The organism is Daejeonella sp. AP26 (genome assembly GCF_056680515.1).
In genome coordinates this window covers 267,699-284,825 of the sequence record NZ_CM155286.1, presented here as the reverse complement: position 1 = coordinate 284,825, position 17,127 = coordinate 267,699, and the positions used below count along the sequence as shown (strand labels likewise).

The 17,127-nt window shown below is 39.9% G+C and carries 15 protein-coding genes; 2 read left to right on the top strand and 13 right to left on the bottom strand.

Features of this window, described 5'->3' with window-relative positions; all coding sequences use genetic code 11:
- Window positions 1-139: 139 nt before the first annotated feature.
- The 5 genes from AC1MCB_RS01120 to AC1MCB_RS01100 all read right to left on the bottom strand — a co-directional run bounded on the left by AC1MCB_RS01120 (window position 140) and on the right by AC1MCB_RS01100 (window position 5,048).
- The gene (locus tag AC1MCB_RS01120; protein ID WP_479966906.1) at window positions 140-655 is read right to left on the bottom strand and encodes a hypothetical protein; all 516 of its coding nucleotides are present in this window, start codon (window positions 653-655) and stop codon (window positions 140-142) included.
- 293 nt (window positions 656-948) lie between these two features.
- Window positions 949-1,785: a hypothetical protein gene (locus AC1MCB_RS01115; RefSeq protein ID WP_479966905.1), complete on the bottom strand. Its 837-nt coding sequence runs from the start codon at window positions 1,783-1,785 to the stop codon at window positions 949-951.
- A gap of 497 nt (window positions 1,786-2,282) precedes the next feature.
- Complete coding sequence (locus AC1MCB_RS01110; RefSeq protein ID WP_479966904.1) at window positions 2,283-3,455, bottom strand: acyl-CoA dehydrogenase; 1,173 nt, start codon at window positions 3,453-3,455, stop codon at window positions 2,283-2,285.
- A gap of 139 nt (window positions 3,456-3,594) precedes the next feature.
- On the bottom strand, window positions 3,595-4,122 hold the full coding sequence (locus AC1MCB_RS01105; protein ID WP_479966903.1) for an adenine phosphoribosyltransferase: 528 nt from the start codon (window positions 4,120-4,122) through the stop codon (window positions 3,595-3,597).
- Window positions 4,122-5,048 (bottom strand): ComEA family DNA-binding protein, encoded by a 927-nt coding sequence (locus AC1MCB_RS01100; protein ID WP_479966902.1) that lies wholly within the window; start codon window positions 5,046-5,048, stop codon window positions 4,122-4,124. The genes AC1MCB_RS01105 and AC1MCB_RS01100 overlap by 1 nt, the downstream gene beginning before the upstream one ends.
- Before the next feature lie 253 nt (window positions 5,049-5,301).
- Here AC1MCB_RS01100 and AC1MCB_RS01095 point away from each other — a divergent pair, with 253 nt between their 5' ends.
- Entirely contained in the window at window positions 5,302-7,056 is a 1,755-nt protein-coding gene (locus AC1MCB_RS01095; protein WP_479966901.1) for a GNAT family N-acyltransferase, read from the top strand.
- A gap of 1 nt (window position 7,057) precedes the next feature.
- On the opposite strand, the gene AC1MCB_RS01090 is transcribed toward AC1MCB_RS01095, so the two are convergent.
- Both AC1MCB_RS01090 and AC1MCB_RS01085 read right to left on the bottom strand, forming a co-directional pair.
- Window positions 7,058-7,528, bottom strand: coding sequence for a DUF6644 family protein (locus tag AC1MCB_RS01090; RefSeq protein WP_479966900.1), 471 nt, complete (start codon window positions 7,526-7,528; stop codon window positions 7,058-7,060).
- A gap of 8 nt (window positions 7,529-7,536) precedes the next feature.
- Complete coding sequence (locus tag AC1MCB_RS01085; RefSeq protein ID WP_479966899.1) at window positions 7,537-7,890, bottom strand: DUF6152 family protein; 354 nt, start codon at window positions 7,888-7,890, stop codon at window positions 7,537-7,539.
- A gap of 283 nt (window positions 7,891-8,173) precedes the next feature.
- On the opposite strand from AC1MCB_RS01085, the gene AC1MCB_RS01080 reads away from it, so the two are divergent.
- Complete coding sequence (locus tag AC1MCB_RS01080) at window positions 8,174-9,373, top strand: hypothetical protein (RefSeq protein WP_479966898.1); 1,200 nt, start codon at window positions 8,174-8,176, stop codon at window positions 9,371-9,373.
- Between the two features lie 73 nt (window positions 9,374-9,446).
- Here AC1MCB_RS01080 and AC1MCB_RS01075 read toward each other — a convergent pair whose 3' ends face one another.
- From AC1MCB_RS01075 to AC1MCB_RS01050, 6 genes are all read right to left on the bottom strand, one after another.
- The gene (locus tag AC1MCB_RS01075) at window positions 9,447-10,769 is read right to left on the bottom strand and encodes a hypothetical protein (RefSeq protein ID WP_479966897.1); all 1,323 of its coding nucleotides are present in this window, start codon (window positions 10,767-10,769) and stop codon (window positions 9,447-9,449) included.
- Between the two features lie 103 nt (window positions 10,770-10,872).
- Window positions 10,873-13,713: a TonB-dependent receptor gene (locus AC1MCB_RS01070; RefSeq protein ID WP_479966896.1), complete on the bottom strand. Its 2,841-nt coding sequence runs from the start codon at window positions 13,711-13,713 to the stop codon at window positions 10,873-10,875.
- Between the two features lie 323 nt (window positions 13,714-14,036).
- The gene (locus tag AC1MCB_RS01065) at window positions 14,037-14,576 is read right to left on the bottom strand and encodes an Mpo1 family 2-hydroxy fatty acid dioxygenase (RefSeq protein ID WP_479966895.1); all 540 of its coding nucleotides are present in this window, start codon (window positions 14,574-14,576) and stop codon (window positions 14,037-14,039) included.
- A gap of 155 nt (window positions 14,577-14,731) precedes the next feature.
- Entirely contained in the window at window positions 14,732-16,285 is a 1,554-nt protein-coding gene (gene rny / locus AC1MCB_RS01060) for a ribonuclease Y (protein ID WP_479966894.1), read from the bottom strand.
- A gap of 205 nt (window positions 16,286-16,490) precedes the next feature.
- A complete protein-coding gene (locus tag AC1MCB_RS01055; protein ID WP_479966893.1) occupies window positions 16,491-16,781 on the bottom strand; it encodes a cell division protein ZapA in 291 nt (96 codons plus the stop codon).
- 22 nt (window positions 16,782-16,803) lie between these two features.
- The gene (locus AC1MCB_RS01050; protein WP_479966892.1) at window positions 16,804-17,115 is read right to left on the bottom strand and encodes a hypothetical protein; all 312 of its coding nucleotides are present in this window, start codon (window positions 17,113-17,115) and stop codon (window positions 16,804-16,806) included.
- Window positions 17,116-17,127 lie beyond the last annotated feature (12 nt).

Sequence of the window (17,127 nt, the reverse complement as noted above, 5' to 3'; positions counted from 1 at the left end):
TAAACGATAGATGCTATTCTGCGATTAATACTCAATTAGCAGTACGGTAAATTAACATATAATTTAAACTAAAAAGGATCCGAACTTTTCATCCGGATCCTTAAACCTTTGTATTAAAAATTAACGTAATGAAATCGGGCTAATCATCCCTCCCTCTTACCAAAGCAGCTTTAGGACCATAGCGTTTCACTTTAGTTGGTCTGGACATCACTCCTTCTTCAACACTTACATTCAGGAAATCCTTTTGCCCCTCCCCCGTAATGAACCACATATCGCGCCCATCTTGCTTCACGTTGATTGCGGCAATAATATTATAACCCTCAAACTGTTTTTCAACTTGCGATTGCATTTCTCCCGGAATGGTGTTTTCGTTACCGTAGCTTATCTGATAGATCAAATACCCATTTTTGGAAAATAATGCGTTATGCTTAATATCATTCATTAAGAATGTAACTACATAATTCTTATTAGGGTGATACCAGGTAGGAGTTTTTGCATCAGGAAATGTGCTTTGAAAAGCTTTCGTAACTTTCACGGGAAGTTGGTCAGGGCTGGTAATTTTGACCTCAGGAAGTTTAATTTGAGCAATGCTTGTATTTACAAAAGCCAGGGTAAGCAAGCCGCTCAAAGCCATCATTAAAATTAACTTTTTCATGTCGTTTAGATTTAAAACTGTAAAACTTTAGTCAGCTTTTGAGGAGAGAGGCGCGAGCAGATAAACAAACGAATAGCAATACGTTAATACAAAGCAAATCTCCTTGTAGTACAGACTGTTAATTTAACTTACCGATAAGGCTGCCCCGCAAATTTTTTGATTCCCCGAGCAGGTGTGCACGATAATTAGACGACATGAGAAATCATTTGTTGCACACAAATTAAAGCTTTTCAGTATCATTTCTGTTATAAATCGTCGGGGACGTAACGCCGCCTTTTAGAGGTGGGATTTGTTCATTGCTTATTACTTAGCTGATAGGAAGGGGCAATCTCTTTGATCATGTCGTTTACAATCAGTATCAACCTGTAATTCTCATCAAGGTGCCCGTGCTGCACTTCTACATTAGCGTACGGAATGTTGTTTTGCATGGCGGAAACAGACAAAGAACCATCGTCGGGCACCTGTATGCTTTGCAACACTACATTAACTTCCTTCTTCTTCAGATATTCAAAAAACCTACGATCAGTTACAAAAATCAAATCGTCCGGATCCATCGCACTATTGATAAAAACATCGTCAGCGCTTGTCTCCAGATAATTCCCCTGGGTATAAGAGAATATAGAAAATCCTCCATTATAATTATTATGCAGCGTAACAATTACACCAAGACTATCCAAACTCCCAAAATCCAGCACTTTATTCCCCAAGGCCTGTACCTTTTCAGGCAAGCCATCATGAATTCGAGGCGAGCTGTTCCTGGCTAAACCGATGTATGCGCCCTCATAAGTAAACATATTGTTCGGGTCGAATGAGAACTGTCTCAAACTGTCGGAAAAATCGATATTGCGAACTTTTCCATATTGCAGTTCGATAACGCAGCCTCCATGAATTCCCATAAACTTAAAAGCAGCTCTCAATCCGGTCTTTTCGGTATCATGTAACGATAGGAAGCGAATATGAGGATCACCATATTGATACCGAATGATCTGAACGGGTTTGTCATTCAGATTAAAGAAAACAGTATCCGTTTGACTCCTGGGAGGAAGTATTTGTGCTGAGGCGGAAATCAGACTCAGAAGCAAAAGCAGCACAAGAAAACAAAGGTTTACTTTTTTTACAAATGATATCATCAAGGCCAAGAATTATCGAGCACCATTGTGCAGATCTAAAAAGCTATTAAAACACTAGATGAAAGCTAGTCGAATCTGCAAACATCTTTAAGTTCAGCAAATATATGCAAGCGTGACTGATTCGTCATTCTAAACTAAATTTAATTAATAAACAGCTCGCCAACAAATCGAATCTAAGCGGAATTGAATAAAACCGGTTATAAAATTAGTTTCTGTTTAAGACCGTAAAGCCACAGCTCCAATTAGTTTAATGGGATTCTCCGAAGCTTGTATCACACAAGCCTAGAAACCCAATGATATTAATGCAGTCGCGTCTGATTTAGTTCCTGTTCAATTCTTAGTCACCTATCCTTCCGCTGAAATAGCTTAAAAGGCACTTTTGCTGAAGCAGAACTACTTAGAGCTAAAAAAGTGTCTTAAAAGGTTGAAAATGTTAAACAAAAAAAGCGGTCGTGGAAACTTTCCACGACCGCTTTTCGAATATATTGTATTGCTTTCTATTTCAATACTTCTCTGGCAATAACGAGTTTCTGTATTTCAGAGGTTCCTTCTCCTATTGTGCATAACTTACTGTCACGGTAAAATTTCTCTACAGGGAAATCTTTCGTGTAGCCATAGCCCCCAAAGATCTGTACGGCTTCAGTAGATGCTCTAACGCAAACCTCGGAAGCAAAATATTTTGCCATAGCCGATTCCTTAGTAACACTCCTACCCCTATTTTTCAAATCTGCTGCCTGCATGATTAGCAATTCGGCGGCCTCGATCTCCGTAGCCATATCGGCTAATTTGAATGATATACCCTGGAAGCTTGAAATAGGTTTACCAAATTGCTGCCGCTCCTTTGAATAAGCAACCGCCGCTTCAAAAGCTCCTTTGGCTATCCCAAGTGATAATGCCGCGATGGAAATACGTCCGCCATCTAACACATACATAGCCTGTTTAAATCCTTCTCCTTCTTTACCCAAAAGATTTTCTTTGGGAACCCGACAGTTATCAAAAATAAGCTCTGTAGTTTCAGAAGCGCGCATTCCAAGCTTGTTCTCCTTCTTACCGTGAGTAAAACCAGGCGTGCCCTTTTCTATCACAATGGTAGAAATGCCTTTCGAACTTCCTTTGTCCCCCGTTCTAACCATTACGACTGCTACATCGCCTGTCTTTCCGTGCGTGATCCAGTTCTTAGAACCATTAATTACGTAGTGGTCGCCATCCAGAACCGCGGTTGTATTCATCCCCATGGCATCAGAGCCAGTGTTGGCTTCTGTTAAGCCCCAGGCACCAATCCATTCGGCAGTTGCTAGTTTAGGAAGCCACCTTGATTTTTGTTCGTCATTTGCAAAAGCAAGAATATGACCCGTACACAAAGAATTATGTGCGGCCACTGATAAGCCGATCGAACCGCAAACCTTCGCGATCTCGACAATAACGTTTACATACTCAAAATAACCAAGCCCCGAACCTCCGTATTCTTCCGGAACTAATACCCCCATTAAGCCAAGGTCGCCCAGTTTCTTAAAAGTCTCTACCGGAAAAGTTTGTGCCTCATCCCACTCCATTACATAAGGGCGGATATTCTTTTCGGTGAAATCGCGAACCATGTTAATAATCATTTGCTGATTTTCGGACTTACAGAAGTTTGGTCCGTTTTGTTCAGCTACCACTGTTGAATGCATACAATTTAGATTGATTTTTGCAAGTATAGACTTTTCTGAGCCTTGTATAAAATCTCAAAAAATGGAACAAAGCGGTTTTGAGTCCATTTACTTTGATTAAAAGCCGTATGGGAAAATACCGCTGAATAACCCAGCAAATTTAAAAAGAAACCAGGGAAATTATATTAGAGGTATGAGACTTTAAAGCTTCTCTCCCCTTCAAAAAATCAAGGCTTATAACAAATGCATACCCAGCAACTACACCATCAAGCTGGTGAACCAACCGGGTGGCTGCATTCACCGTGCCGCCTGTGGCAAGCAGGTCATCATGGATCAATACTTTCTGACCGGGCACAATGGCATCCTCGTGAAGTTCCAGAATAGCTGAACCATACTCTAACTCGCAGGGTTGCGCGATTTTCTTAAACGGAAGTTTACCTTGTTTTCGAATAGGTACAAAAGGCACTTTTAGTTTGTTAGCAAGCATTAAACCAAATAGAAAGCCACGACTCTCAATGCCTGCAATCACATCGATGTCTACATTTTCTAATTTTGCCGCAAATGCATCAACAATTTCGCAGCACAAAGCGGCATCTTTAAGGATTGGAGTAATGTCTTTAAAAAGAATTCCGGGCTTTGGAAAGTCAGGGACATCGCGTATTGCAGCCTTTAGTTTCGCTTGGATCATCAATAAGTTAAATAAGGCTCAATTTTACGTAAAATCTCTTCATTGATGATCGCTATTTTTCTTAAATCTTCTACTGACTGGTAACTACCATGCTGTTTGCGGTATTGGATAATTGCGTTCATCTGTTTATACGATAGATAAGGATGTCTTTTAAACTCATCGAAAGTGGCTGTATTCACATTTATCTTTTGAATGATCGAAGGATCAACGAATACTTGATTCTTCAAGCCTTCGAATTTTCCTGAATCAATACCATACACATCAAGGAGTTGCTCTTTTTTATAGAAGCCCCCCAGCTTGTTCCTGTACTTGACTATTCGCGCAGAAAATGCTGGTCCGATTCCTCTCAAGTTTTCCAGTTGAGTTGAATCAGCAGTATTAAGTTCAACTGCCTTTAAAGATTCGGTCGTTGACGGATAAGTTTTTTGTGAATTGTTCTCAGAATAAGACCGGGGATAAACTTTAACTTGCTTTCCGTCAGATGGGATAAGAATATAGGGCTCCAGTTGCTGGTACATTCGTTCAGAGATACTATACATCTTTTTCAGATCTTCCTTTTTGTAGAACCGCCCACCTTTCGACTCGTAGTTTTTAATGACTTTGATCTGCCGGGCAGACAGGCCCAGCTTTCGCCATTTGCTTTCCTCCAGACCATTTGGATCAAAATAATAGTAAGTTGTTTTTAGCTCGGCGTCTTCTATGTTGTCGCGTACTTTATTATAGTTTTCAGGGGTTTTTAACCTAGCTGAAGCTAGAAATTCTTTCATCTCCAGATCAAAATTATCGAAGCTGTGAACTTCGGGCTTCCTGAATTGACTGTACACCCATGGAAAGATCAGGATGAGCATAATTAAAATGCATAAAATCAATATTCCGTTTAACTCTTTCTTTGTGAATCCGAAATATGACTGCAACATTCTTTTCATCAAAACACAGGCTTTAATTCCGGACAAGCGGGTATAGATTACAGGCAATATGCTTATGAGCTTTACCGATTATCATACAGAAGTGTCACCAATGATAATCCATCTATCTTTCTTTTGCAGACTTTCAGATTTATCTAATATAATAATTCAATTTCATATGCTTTGAAGATCAGATATAAATCAGATTGATCCATTCAGATTATTAGCTATAAATTAGTGGAATTTAAGCTTAGATACTATAGAATCCGTATTTATGAAGATCATTAGCAAAGAAGAGTTCGCGAAAGCAACACATACTGATAAAGTGTATTTACCTGGGCTGGCCTCCTTGTTGATGGAGGTTATGAAGATTAACGATGTCAACGAAACGTTCCAAAAAGCCAGTCATTTACAGGGAACTGCCTTTGTAGATAAAATTCTGCAAAACCTGGGAGTGAAAATTGAGTACGATGAGCGAGAACTTAAAAATTTGCCTAAAGAAGGTGCCTTCATTGCCATTGCAAACCATCCATATGGTGGAATTGAAGGATTAATTCTGCTTAAACTGTTATGCACTATGAGGCCCGACGCTAAACTGATGGCCAACTTCTTACTTAAAAAAATACCTAATCTAAGCGAATACTTTATTGCAGTTAACCCATTTGAAAACGTCGAGCATTCGTCAAGTATCGGCGGTGTTAAGACCACATTGCACCTATTGCAAACCGGCACGCCGATTGGGATCTTTCCGGCAGGCGAAGTATCAACCTTTAAACTTGAAGATCAGCAGGTAACTGATAAGCTATGGCATCCCGTTGTCGGAAAACTCATTCAGAAGGCGAATGTTCCGGTCGTGCCGATCTATTTCCACGGCAACAACGGCCTTATCTTTAACCTTCTTAGCCTGATACATCCCACCTTGCGAACTGCAAAACTTCCGTCAGAGCTTTTTAACAAACAGGGGCATACCATTCGAATCCGTATAGGCAAACCGATAAACATCGGCGATGTACCCTTTAAAGGTAATTCTAATAAACTGCTGGCTTTCCTCCGTGCGAAAACCTATTCGCTGGGTACTGGCCTTGAAAACGAACCGAAGCTTTTTAATCCTAAAAATATTTTTAAGGTTAAAAAGCATCCAAAAACGATTGTCAACGAAATAGATTCAGAGATCCTGACGCGGGAAGTTACAACGTTGCAGGATGATAAAGTCTGGTCGGAAAAGAACTATGACGTTTACATTTCTCCCGCTGCCAGCATTCCGAACATTCTCAAAGAAATTGGCCGGCTACGAGAGATCACTTTTCGCGAGGTAGGTGAAGGGACAAATAAATCAATTGATCTGGATGAATACGATATTTATTATTACCATTTGTTTATTTGGGATACAGAAGCGAAGCGAATTGTTGGGGCTTACCGTATTGGTCGCGGCGATGAGATATTCGACAGTATGGGTCGGAAGGGATTTTATGTGGCTGAGCTGTTTAAGATAAAAGAACAGTTTAATCCCATTTTACGAAAAAGCCTTGAACTTGGCCGCTCGTGGGTACGCAAAGAATATCAGCAAAAGGCACTTCCCTTGTTTTTACTTTGGAAGGGCATTCTAAAATATCTGCTTGATAATCCGCAATACCGTTATTTGATTGGCCCCGTTAGCATCAGCAATAACTTTTCGAAGTTTTCAAAGTCTCTCATTGTAAATTATATCACCAAGAACCACTTTGATTTGCAGCTGGCGCAGTATGTGAAACCACGCAAAAAGTTTAAGGTGGATCTATCAAAAATCGACACGGAAGTTTTGCTGGACTCAAGCGGCTCGTTGAAAGACCTGAATGACCTGATCGCTGATGTGGAGACTTCGAATATGAAGATTCCGGTATTGTTAAGGCAATACCTGGGCCTCAATGCCAAAATAATTTGCTTCAACATCGATCCTAAATTTTCTGACAGCCTTGATGGTTTTTTAATAGTTGATATGGAGAAAATACCGTCTGAAATGATGGAAAAACTGGGTAAAGATTTTAACTAGGTCAATAAGCCAATAAACGACCGCAGGCAATTACAGCAATCCAAACGAGGATTGAAACAAGGGCAGAGATCTTAGCCGAAGCGGGAACTCTGCCATTAATATTCGCAGAGACATAAATAATTCGGTGAAAGATTAGCATGTTAACTACTGCGATAAGTAACAAAAGCATTTTAAGCCAGAAGATGGGATCAAAACCAAGCGTTTTCGCGTTGGTAATGAACAGCATTACTCCCGATGGAATAATCAGCCACAACCCTCTTTGCGACCAGGGCAATAAGTGATGCGACAGCGCTGAAATTGGCAGATGTTTAGAAAAGCCAAGCAGACGTAGATCGAACATAAAAGCGGCGCCAACAAGAATGGTTATTCCCGTTATGTGAACAATTTCCAACGCAGGATACAACCATAAAGACTGCCTGATCTGCTCAGCCAGAGATGTAGATTCCAGCCAGTCAAGGCCTTGCGACAGCACGGGCAAAATTAACGCAATTCGTATTTTTTGTCACTAACATAGATGCGTTCAGCACGCATTTCTGTCTTGATCGTCTTATGTGGATAGGCGACTAGCCGTACTTCCGTACCATCCTTGATCATCTCAGCAGTGAGCCCGCGATCTGCCATCCGGCTGGTAGGTGCCAGGTATACCGTCCAAAGCTTATCGTTGTACTTGACTTTAACCAGCGCATGAGGGTTTTCATAAGTAGACTCCTCGACTACTGATTTAAAATCAAGCAACTTTTTCTGATCGTAGTTAGCCCAGCCATGATGGAAATAGGTAAATGATACGGTAAGAAAGAATACAAGGGCCAGTGAAAGATATTTTAAGTAAGCCATATCGTTAGAATTAGCATTAGTGAATTTATCTGTCTACTTGACTGATTGCTGTAGCTATTATGCCTGATGATTGTGTAAGCAACAAATCAGAACCTAATGTTGAACAATAAAGGTCGCTTAATACTGGTAATTTATGTTTGTTATCTAAGATCGGAAATTTCCAAAATCAGTACAAGAGAACTTTATAGATGTTTTAATATTGGATAGAAATGCACGTTGCTATCCTATATTGTGTTAAAAGCCCATTAAATTTATGTAAATTTAGTGTTATCAAATAGTTAACGTGAAAAAAGCTTCGGTAAAAATTACAGTTTTTCTATTGCTGGCATTTATATCCTCTACGGTCTTTGGAGATAACCGAAGCCTGCGCATCAGCTTTGAGTTTTATTCCGGGACTCTCAACCTCGAAGTAGATTCATCAATGATTATTGAGTTTGATGAGCCCCTTACTGAAGATGCTATACAAACATTTTATCATTCAATAAAGGAGGCGCAGTCAGAGCCCGTTATAGCAGCATTAAAAGAGTATAAACTAAAGCATCAACTGAACGACTGGTTATATTATCAGCTGATCAGAAAAGCCGCCCAGCAAATCAGCCCGAAAAGCGAGAACTACAATCGATATACTCTGTACAAATGGTTTTTGTTAAGCAAGTCAGGGTATGACGCCAGACTTGCTATAGGCAATGATCAAATCTTCTTCTATGTCCGGAACGACGAAGACATTTCAGACATTCCGTTTTTCATGATTGACGATAAAAAGTTCATGTGCTTAAATGTTCACGACTACGGTAAAAGTTTTAATAATAGAACAGCCTACAAACCGATTGCCATCGTTATCCCCGAAGCCATAGGCTCCTTTTCCTATAAAGTGACTCGGATGCCTGAATTTAAACCTGAGTACTACGTAGAGAAAGATCTTCAGTTTAATTACGATCAGAAAGCATATCATTTTAAGGTAAAACTGAATCCCGAAGTCCAACAAATCTTTGCTAATTATCCGAGTGTGGATTTTGAATCTTATTTTAATATTCCACTGAGTGCTGAGACTTATCAGTCTTTAATACCCCTATTGAGAGAAAACGTAAAAAATATGAAGCAAAAAAAGGGTGTAGATTATTTAATGCGTTTCACTCGTTATGCTTTTTTATACGAGAAAGACCAAGAGAATTTTGGAAAGGAAAAACGCTTATCACCGGAACAAACACTCTTCTATGATCAAAGTGATTGTGATGACCGGGCTGCCTTGTTCTTCTACCTGGTGAAAGAAATATACAATCTGCCGATGATTACCCTTTTATACCCCACACATATCACTATGGCTGTTGGGTTTGACAAGCCCCTGGGCACACATATAGTTTATAAGGGCAAAAAATATACTGTTTGTGAACCGACCCCACAAAAGGAGGACCTGCGTATTGGCCAGTTATCGGCAAGTTTGAAAAACACACGTTACAAGGTGGTTTATTCTTACGAGCCCTGAACCCATACAAATTAAAAAAAAGAAACCCCACCTCACGGCAGGGTTCCAATAAACTAAACCAATCAAAAGTTCTTTAGTATACTTTACTATTCGGATCCCAGTTGGTCCATCCTGCAGTCCAGTCGGTAGTACCGAAGGCGCCACGGTAAGTTGTGGTTGCTGCACCTGGAGTTATAGCGAAAGTACCTTGCAAAGCAGGTGAACCGGCAGCGGGCAACAAGTTAGGAGCAGTTAAAGTAAACGGAGATGTTAACTTAACTTCTGCAGGATCTATACTTAAAGTTACATTTCCTTCAGCTTCAGCTTTAAGTTTCATCGCATCTGCAGCACCAGCAACATCACTTCTGTAAGGACTAGCTAAAGCCTGTACAATGTTATTTTTGAATTGCGATACGTTAGAAGTATAAGAAGCTAAGGAGTTAGCAGATTCAATTGAGAAACCAGCTTTCGGCCATGCCATAATAATTGAATTATTGAAGGTGAAGTTGGTTGATCTTCTCCAACGGTTACCAAAACCTATCACACCTTTTTCTGGAGTAGCTGTGTTTGGACCGATCAAGGTGAAGTTTGACAATTTAGGATGAGTGATCGGCGCTGTTGCAGTTCCCTCACCATTATTATCTGTCTCGATGCCATTATTCTGGTCAGTATCGCCAATTTTAGGGTTACGTAATGAAACGGCATACTGAATAGAGCCAACGTAACCATTATCAAAGTCAAAATCATCATCTGCAGTAGCATGAGCGATCAAATATTTACCGTTAACCGCTCCACCAAAAAACTCAAATGCATCATCATTTGCGTAAGAAACCTGGATGTTTTCAAGCACAGTGCCACTACCAACAGCCCCAAGAGTAAGCGCGTTAATCTCTGAATTTTGGAAAGCGGAAATACCAGCGTACTCAATGCGGACAAATTTTAAAGACCCGGAGTTATCGGCATTGTCTGTACCCCCGTAATATTTATCAATTCCGCCTTCGATTAATACTTCAGTGCCTTTATTCGAAATACCCTTACCTAAAAGTACTATACCTCCCCAGTCTCCCGGAGCACGTTCACCAACTGCTTTACCGGATGTAAATACAATCGGACTTGTTGCAGTACCATTTGCAATTAATTTAGAACCCCGTTCAATAATTAAAGCACCCTTATTGGTAAGGTCGCCTTTGATTACCGTTCCAGGCTCAATAGTTAAAGTGGCGCTATTATTCACAAAAACATATCCCTGCAATACCCATACACGGTCATTTGTTAAAGTTTTATTAGCAGCTATCACGCCAGTAACGGTTTCTGGAGCCTGAGGAATGATCGGGCCATCTCCATCATCAGTCTTTCTGCATGAACTTATAGCAATTACACCACAAATCATCAGCGCAGTTAATTTTAGTTTCTTCATTTTAATTTTCTTTGGTTTTCCTGATCCAAAAGTAGAGTTGCACAATTACCTTAACTTCATTTTTATGTTAAGGAATCCTTAAATTCGAATTCTTTTTAGATAATTAATTATTATTTAATCGCAGATTATATGAGAAAGAAAGTGATATCCCAGAACCCGGCTTAAAGGTGTTTAATGGCTTATCAACCTTGCTGTCGTATGAGTTCTTGTCATTGGCATTTTGGTAGAAAATAATATCCTGGTTTAACAGATCTGAGAAGTTTAATTTTAATTCAGCTTTTGATTTCATAATTTTTTTGCTGAACTGAAGATCAATCAGGTCTCTTGAATTCTCATAGATAGATGGATAGCCTTCAAAGCCTACATCATAAATACGCTGACCGATGCGATTGTACAGCATGCTGACCCCGAAGTCGCCTTTAGAGTTATTGTATTGTAACCCGGCGTTAACCAGGTAGGGAGACTGCCCCTGCAATGAACGACTACTTTCGGATGCGGATGTAGTTGTATTAGATAAATCGACGTCTGAGACGATGTAAGAATAGTTAGCGAAGACAGTTAGATCTTTCAACCAGTCGGCTGTGTTGTTGATAAAATTCAAGCGTTTCCGAAATTCAACCTCGAAACCAAAGTTTGTAGCCGAATTAGCATTTGCATAAGTTCTTAAACGGTTATTAGCACTGCTTCCGGCAGGGATAATCTGCTCTATAGGATTATTGAATTGTTTGTAAAATATTCCACCAGATAAGACTTCCCCAGAACTTGGGTAATACTCATATTTGAAATCACCATTGTAGACCTTTGTACGAATCAGGTTGGGATTGCCGGAGGTTGTACTGTTGGACACAAAATCATAGTACTGGAATGGCGCGAGCTCTCTCAATTCAGGACGGGCAACTGTTTGCGAACCGGATAAACGGAAATTAGATTTTTCTGTTGCATTGTAGGTCAGGTTGAATGATGGTAATAGATCCAGGTTGGACACATCGGCGTTCACTTTTTCGTTTGAAAAACCACGGGCATCAAGATCCTGGCTATAGAACTCGGCACGGGCACCCCAAACTAAACGTACTTTTTTACCGAAGCGGTTGTCAAACATGGCAAAGCCTGAATACAGATCTGCCAATGCTTTATACCTGTCGTTATTGTTGGTGATCTCGTTTAATACAAATCCATTCGGATTGATATTTTCAGGGGCAAATATCTCATCGCCAGGTAAATTGCGTAATGAATTATCAAACTGACCAGTAGCTCCCACATAGCCTAACACTCTAGCGTTAAAAGTACGGTCTTTCAACAAGGCCGACGCGCCAACTTTAAAAGTGCTTTTCTCTTCTTTAAAAGTGAATGGAATAGACAGTGTTGCCGAAGCACCATATGCATAATCATCTAAACGTGAAAAGAAACGGCTTAACGGTCGGCTGGCTGAAGACCCGCTAGGCATTTCAGCACGATAAGGAACAGATAGATCATTAACCGCATCAATCGGCTTAGCATAAGACTGGACACGCAAATCAGGCTGATCGCGATAAGTAAAAGTGTAGTTGGCATTCCAATCTAGTTTCCAGTCATTCTGGCCCAGAAAGTGCTCCCCATCAACCTGACTATTCACTAATGCTTTATCAGTAAGATCCATTGTATTGCTCCGTCTGGCCACTGAATTATCAGTGTTTACACCATTTCTGAAAGTGTAGGAATCATCAAATGATTTGTTAAGAATATTTTTAAAAGAGAACTTATTGCGACCTTGTTTATAGGAGAAGTTTGCTAGCAAACCAACGTTTGTTGAATACTTGTAAATATCATCCTGAAAGTCATATGCCGCACGCCCATCATTTTCATAATCAAGTCTGTGCGAGTTGTTAATACTTTCGGAATTTCTATAGGTAAGTGAAATTATACTTCCAAAAGAACCTGTATTCTTAAACTGCTTAACTCCTCCCCAGGTTAACTGGTAATTTTGAACAGGTGCAGCAACTCTTCCCGGAACAATGTTAAATGAGTTAGAAAACAGTTTGGTTTGTTCGAGCTTTTGTGCCAATGGAAGGGTATTATATCTGGCAGTACTCGCAAAGCCATTCGGCAGTTGTCTGTTGCCATTATCAAAACCAAGGGCGTCTAAACCGCCTCGTTGCCCTGACTTGAATGTTTTAAAGGTTGATTCACTATTATAACCCAAACCAGCACTAAAGCTTAAAAAGTTCTCATCAGGGAAATCTTTGGTATTAATAGTTACCAGACCTCCGGAAAAATCACCCGGCAGGTCGGGGCTCGCTGTCTTATTTATAATCAGGTTATCAACCAGATTAGATGGAACAATGTCAAAAGAAAAGGCTTTCCGATCCGGCTCTGAGCTTGGTAAAACAGCATTGTTCAGTCTGGCAGAATTATATCGGTCGCTTAGCCCTCTGACGATAACATATTTATTATCCTGGATGCTTGTACCGCTTACGCGTTTTAATACTTCAGAGGTATTCCGATCGGGAGATTTCCGAATTTGTTCTGAGGAGATACCACTAGAGACGGTTACACTGTTTTTCTGCTTTGCGTATAAAGACCCGATACTTTCCTGACGGGCGGTTGCCGTAATTACAACCTCCGCCAGCTGCTCTCCCGCTTCTTCCATCACAACATCAAGGGTAGTTACCTTGCCGGCAGCAATTTCAATATCAGTAATATTTTTGCTTTTATATCCTACGTAAGTGAAGGTAATCGCGTGCTTACCAGGAGTAAGGTTACCTAAAGTGTAACGTCCTTCCACGTCGGTAAATACTCCATTGGTGGTACCTTCCTGTTTTACAGTAAGGCCTATCAAAGTTTCACCAGTCTTTTTATCAGTTACTTTACCGGTAATTTTACCTGGCTGTTGTCCGAAAAGATGGAGCGCATTTAAGCTGCAAAATAGGCTTAGGGTTAAAATCTTTATGATTGCGTTGTATTTCACTTCTACTGAATTTAATGTTTCAGCAAAAGTATTATCACAATGTTACCGCAATGTTAGATGTTAATTAAGTATAGGTGATGTTAGTGTTAATCTAATGTTAAGCACCAAAAAAAACCATGCTCTCGAAGAGTAAATTGACAATAACTAACTGATTTATTGAACCTTAATGACTCAAACATCAGCCCGCCAAGTAAAAACATTAATTAGTTGTGTGAATTAAACATCAATTTTGAACACCTGGGCTGTGTTACTAAATTAACCATGTTATTGGCGAAAGTGATTTTGGGTGGCGACTAAACTTATAGTGCTTCAACAATTGTCATCTAATACCTAATCCCTGCCTTTTTGAAAATGAAATGCAGTAACCATATCGGGCCTATCAGGAGAAACTTTACATCATCTAAAAAGGAAGGCTTTTTACCTTCTATTTTATGACCAATAAATTGCCCGATCCATGCAACGATAAAAATTATGAGGCAAACCTGCCAAATCGGTGGCCAGCCATTCAAATTATGAAGCTTTTCTAAGCCAACTATACCAGCCGAAAAGATCATTACAATAAGAAGCATGGCATATGAAAGTACTGGTGAAAGCTTGTAATAGTAGTAAATAGAAAATGCGATTAGAAATGAAGCCCAGTTGACATAGCCATTATATCTTCCTAAAAACTCCAGATGAGGAAAAGGTATCGACCAAATTAAGCCAAACAGACTAAAAACAATCAGCGGTACACAAATCCAATGGATCAATTCATTCGTATGATTTTGATGACTTTCAGCGTACTTATTAAAATAAACATCAACCGGTCTTAAATCCTGTTGTTTGCTTTTGGAAGTGTTCATGCCTTTATTTTGCTTTTGCATAGGGTAACCTTTTTCAAACTTAAATTTACTTTAGTGATAAAACAAACGTAAAAGCTTAAAGCATTAAAAAACGGGAAACTCCTGGAAAGCAATCGATAATTAAAATTGCTGGCAGCAGAAGTTTCCCGTTCTAAAGGGCAGTATTTATGTTTGACTTACTTGGCGTAAGAAACTGACCTGGTTTCCCGGATCACTGTAACTTTAATCTGTCCAGGATAGGTCATCTCAGTTTGAATCCTATTTGATATATCCGCAGCTAATATCTCAGATTGAGCATCAGTAATTCGTTCGCTCTCTACTACAACCCGCAGTTCGCGACCAGCCTGTATTGCAAAGGTTTTTTCAACGCCCGGATACGAAAGAGCAAGAGACTCAAGGTCCTTCAATCGCTTAATATAGCTCTCCACAACCTCACGTCTGGCACCCGGACGAGCACCGGAAATTGCATCACAGGCTTGTATAATGGGTGAGATCATAGAAGTCATTTCAACTTCATCATGGTGGGCACCAATTGCATTGCACACCTCCGGATGTTCCTTATACTTTTCAGCCAGTTGCATACCTAAAATCGCGTGAGGTAATTCTGGATTATCATCTGGCACCTTACCAATATCATGAAGCAACCCTGCACGTTTAGCAAGTTTTACGTTCAACCCAAGTTCCGCTGCCATTGTTGCACAGAAATTAGCAACCTCCCGTGAGTGTTGTAATAAATTCTGGCCGTAAGAAGAACGATAGCGCATCCGCCCAACCATTCTGATTAGCTCTGGATGGAGTCCATGAATACCCAGATCAATTACCGTACGTTCGCCTATTTCAACAATCTCATCTTCTATCTGCTTTTTAGTCTTGGCAACCACTTCCTCTATTCGTGCGGGGTGAATACGGCCATCTGTTACGAGCCGGTGCAAAGCCAAACGGGCAATTTCACGCCTAACTGGATCAAACCCTGATAGAATGATTGCTTCAGGAGTGTCATCGACAATAATTTCAATACCTGTAGCAGCTTCCAAAGCCCGAATATTACGGCCTTCACGACCAATAACACGGCCCTTTATTTCGTCGCTTTCAATGTTAAAAATAGATACTGTGTTTTCTATAGCACTTTCTGTGGCCGTTCTTTGAATAGTTTGAATTACAACCTTCTTAGCTTCCTTACTGGCAGTTAATTTGGCTTCATCAACAATATCCTTGATCTGGCTCATCGCTTTTGTACGGGCTTCCTCGCGAAGGGAATCTACCAGTTGATTCTTAGCTTCCTCAGCCGAAAGACCTGCTATTGACTCCAACTGAACAATATGTTGATTCTTAATAGTATCAACTTCCTCCTGTTTCTTCTGAGCTAGTTCAGTTTGCTTCTCAAGGTTTTTGCGAGCATTATCAAGTTCTTGCTCTTTGCGATTCATGTTTTCAAGCTTCTGATTAATGGATTGCTCCTTCTGCTTGATCGAATTCTCCCGCTGATTAATACTGTTGTTCTTTGCATTTACTTCCTGCTCGTGATCAGCTTTCATTTGCAAAAACTTCTCCTTGGCTTCAAGAAGCTTGTCTTTCCTTAATATCTCCGCCTTGCTTTCGGCATCTTTCAAGATCTTTTTAACCTTATTCTGGGCGGCAACTTCCTGCCCTTTAAGTAGTTTTCTAAGCAGGAATCTCCCGATTACTACCCCAACTGCTAATCCTAATAAAACGTAAAGTATTATTTCCATAATTTCTTGTTAAATAAAAAAACCGCAACTAAATTATAAATCTCATGTATTATAAAGCCTCATCAAAACATTTAGAGTCTTGGATATATCAAGGCAAAACCGTGATCATCACATTGAACTCTTTAATATTGAAGCGTTAAGCTTAAAATAGTGAAATCTAAAAATTTAACTGCGGCTAAATCTTAGGCTCTAAATAAAGAACGCATTACTTTGAAAAGAAATCGTTTAACAACTGATCTAACTGGTAAACCTTATCTGCTACCTCAGTGTCTTCATGCATTACTTTCTTTTCTGCCTTCAGCGTTGCTGTGGCGTAATGTAATACCGACATGGAGAGCAAATCCTGCTTGTCCCTAACCGCATAGTTATCCTGATACTCTTTAATGCGGTCATTAATCATCTTAGCTGCCCTACGTATTATTTCCTCTTCCTCCATGTTTACCTTTAATGGGTAAACTCTGTCAGCAATATTTATTTTTATGGAGATTTCTCCCATTTGAGCTTGGTTCACTATCGCATTACTTTTTCAGCAATACAATACACTTATCTATTTCGCGTACAAATTCGCTAATTTTTTGCTTTATGTCAAGGCTTTTTTCATTAGTGCCAATTTGCGCCGGCGACAAACCTTCTAAAGAGCGGGCCATCTGCAAGATACGGAGCTTTTCTTCCAGTTCTATTTTTTTTTCTTTCCCCGTATCAACAGCAACTTTCAAGGATTGATTTTCCAGCTTCAACAAATCATTCTCTTCTTGCAGAGCAGCACAAAGGTCAATCAACCGTGTTGTCTTTTCTACTACCTTATGTAATTGATCTGCTACCTGACCCATTTGGATTTAGTT

What these genes read in the sequence shown, in the direction of transcription:
- AC1MCB_RS01100 (WP_479966902.1), bottom strand. Translation starts at nt 5,048, where the DNA reads ATGAAAAGAATGTTGCAGTCATATTTCGGATTCACAAAGAAAGAGTTA.
- AC1MCB_RS01065 (WP_479966895.1), bottom strand. Translation starts at nt 14,576, where the DNA reads ATGCAAAAGCAAAATAAAGGCATGAACACTTCCAAAAGCAAACAACAG.
- AC1MCB_RS01105 (WP_479966903.1), bottom strand. Translation starts at nt 4,122, where the DNA reads ATGATCCAAGCGAAACTAAAGGCTGCAATACGCGATGTCCCTGACTTT.
- AC1MCB_RS01085 (WP_479966899.1), bottom strand. Translation starts at nt 7,890, where the DNA reads ATGGCTTACTTAAAATATCTTTCACTGGCCCTTGTATTCTTTCTTACC.
- AC1MCB_RS01055 (WP_479966893.1), bottom strand. Translation starts at nt 16,781, where the DNA reads ATGGGAGAAATCTCCATAAAAATAAATATTGCTGACAGAGTTTACCCA.
- AC1MCB_RS01095 (WP_479966901.1), top strand. Translation starts at nt 5,302, where the DNA reads ATGAAGATCATTAGCAAAGAAGAGTTCGCGAAAGCAACACATACTGAT.
- AC1MCB_RS01115 (WP_479966905.1), bottom strand. Translation starts at nt 1,785, where the DNA reads ATGATATCATTTGTAAAAAAAGTAAACCTTTGTTTTCTTGTGCTGCTT.
- rny (WP_479966894.1), bottom strand. Translation starts at nt 16,285, where the DNA reads ATGGAAATAATACTTTACGTTTTATTAGGATTAGCAGTTGGGGTAGTA.
- AC1MCB_RS01120 (WP_479966906.1), bottom strand. Translation starts at nt 655, where the DNA reads ATGAAAAAGTTAATTTTAATGATGGCTTTGAGCGGCTTGCTTACCCTG.
- AC1MCB_RS01110 (WP_479966904.1), bottom strand. Translation starts at nt 3,455, where the DNA reads ATGCATTCAACAGTGGTAGCTGAACAAAACGGACCAAACTTCTGTAAG.
- AC1MCB_RS01050 (WP_479966892.1), bottom strand. Translation starts at nt 17,115, where the DNA reads ATGGGTCAGGTAGCAGATCAATTACATAAGGTAGTAGAAAAGACAACA.
- AC1MCB_RS01075 (WP_479966897.1), bottom strand. Translation starts at nt 10,769, where the DNA reads ATGAAGAAACTAAAATTAACTGCGCTGATGATTTGTGGTGTAATTGCT.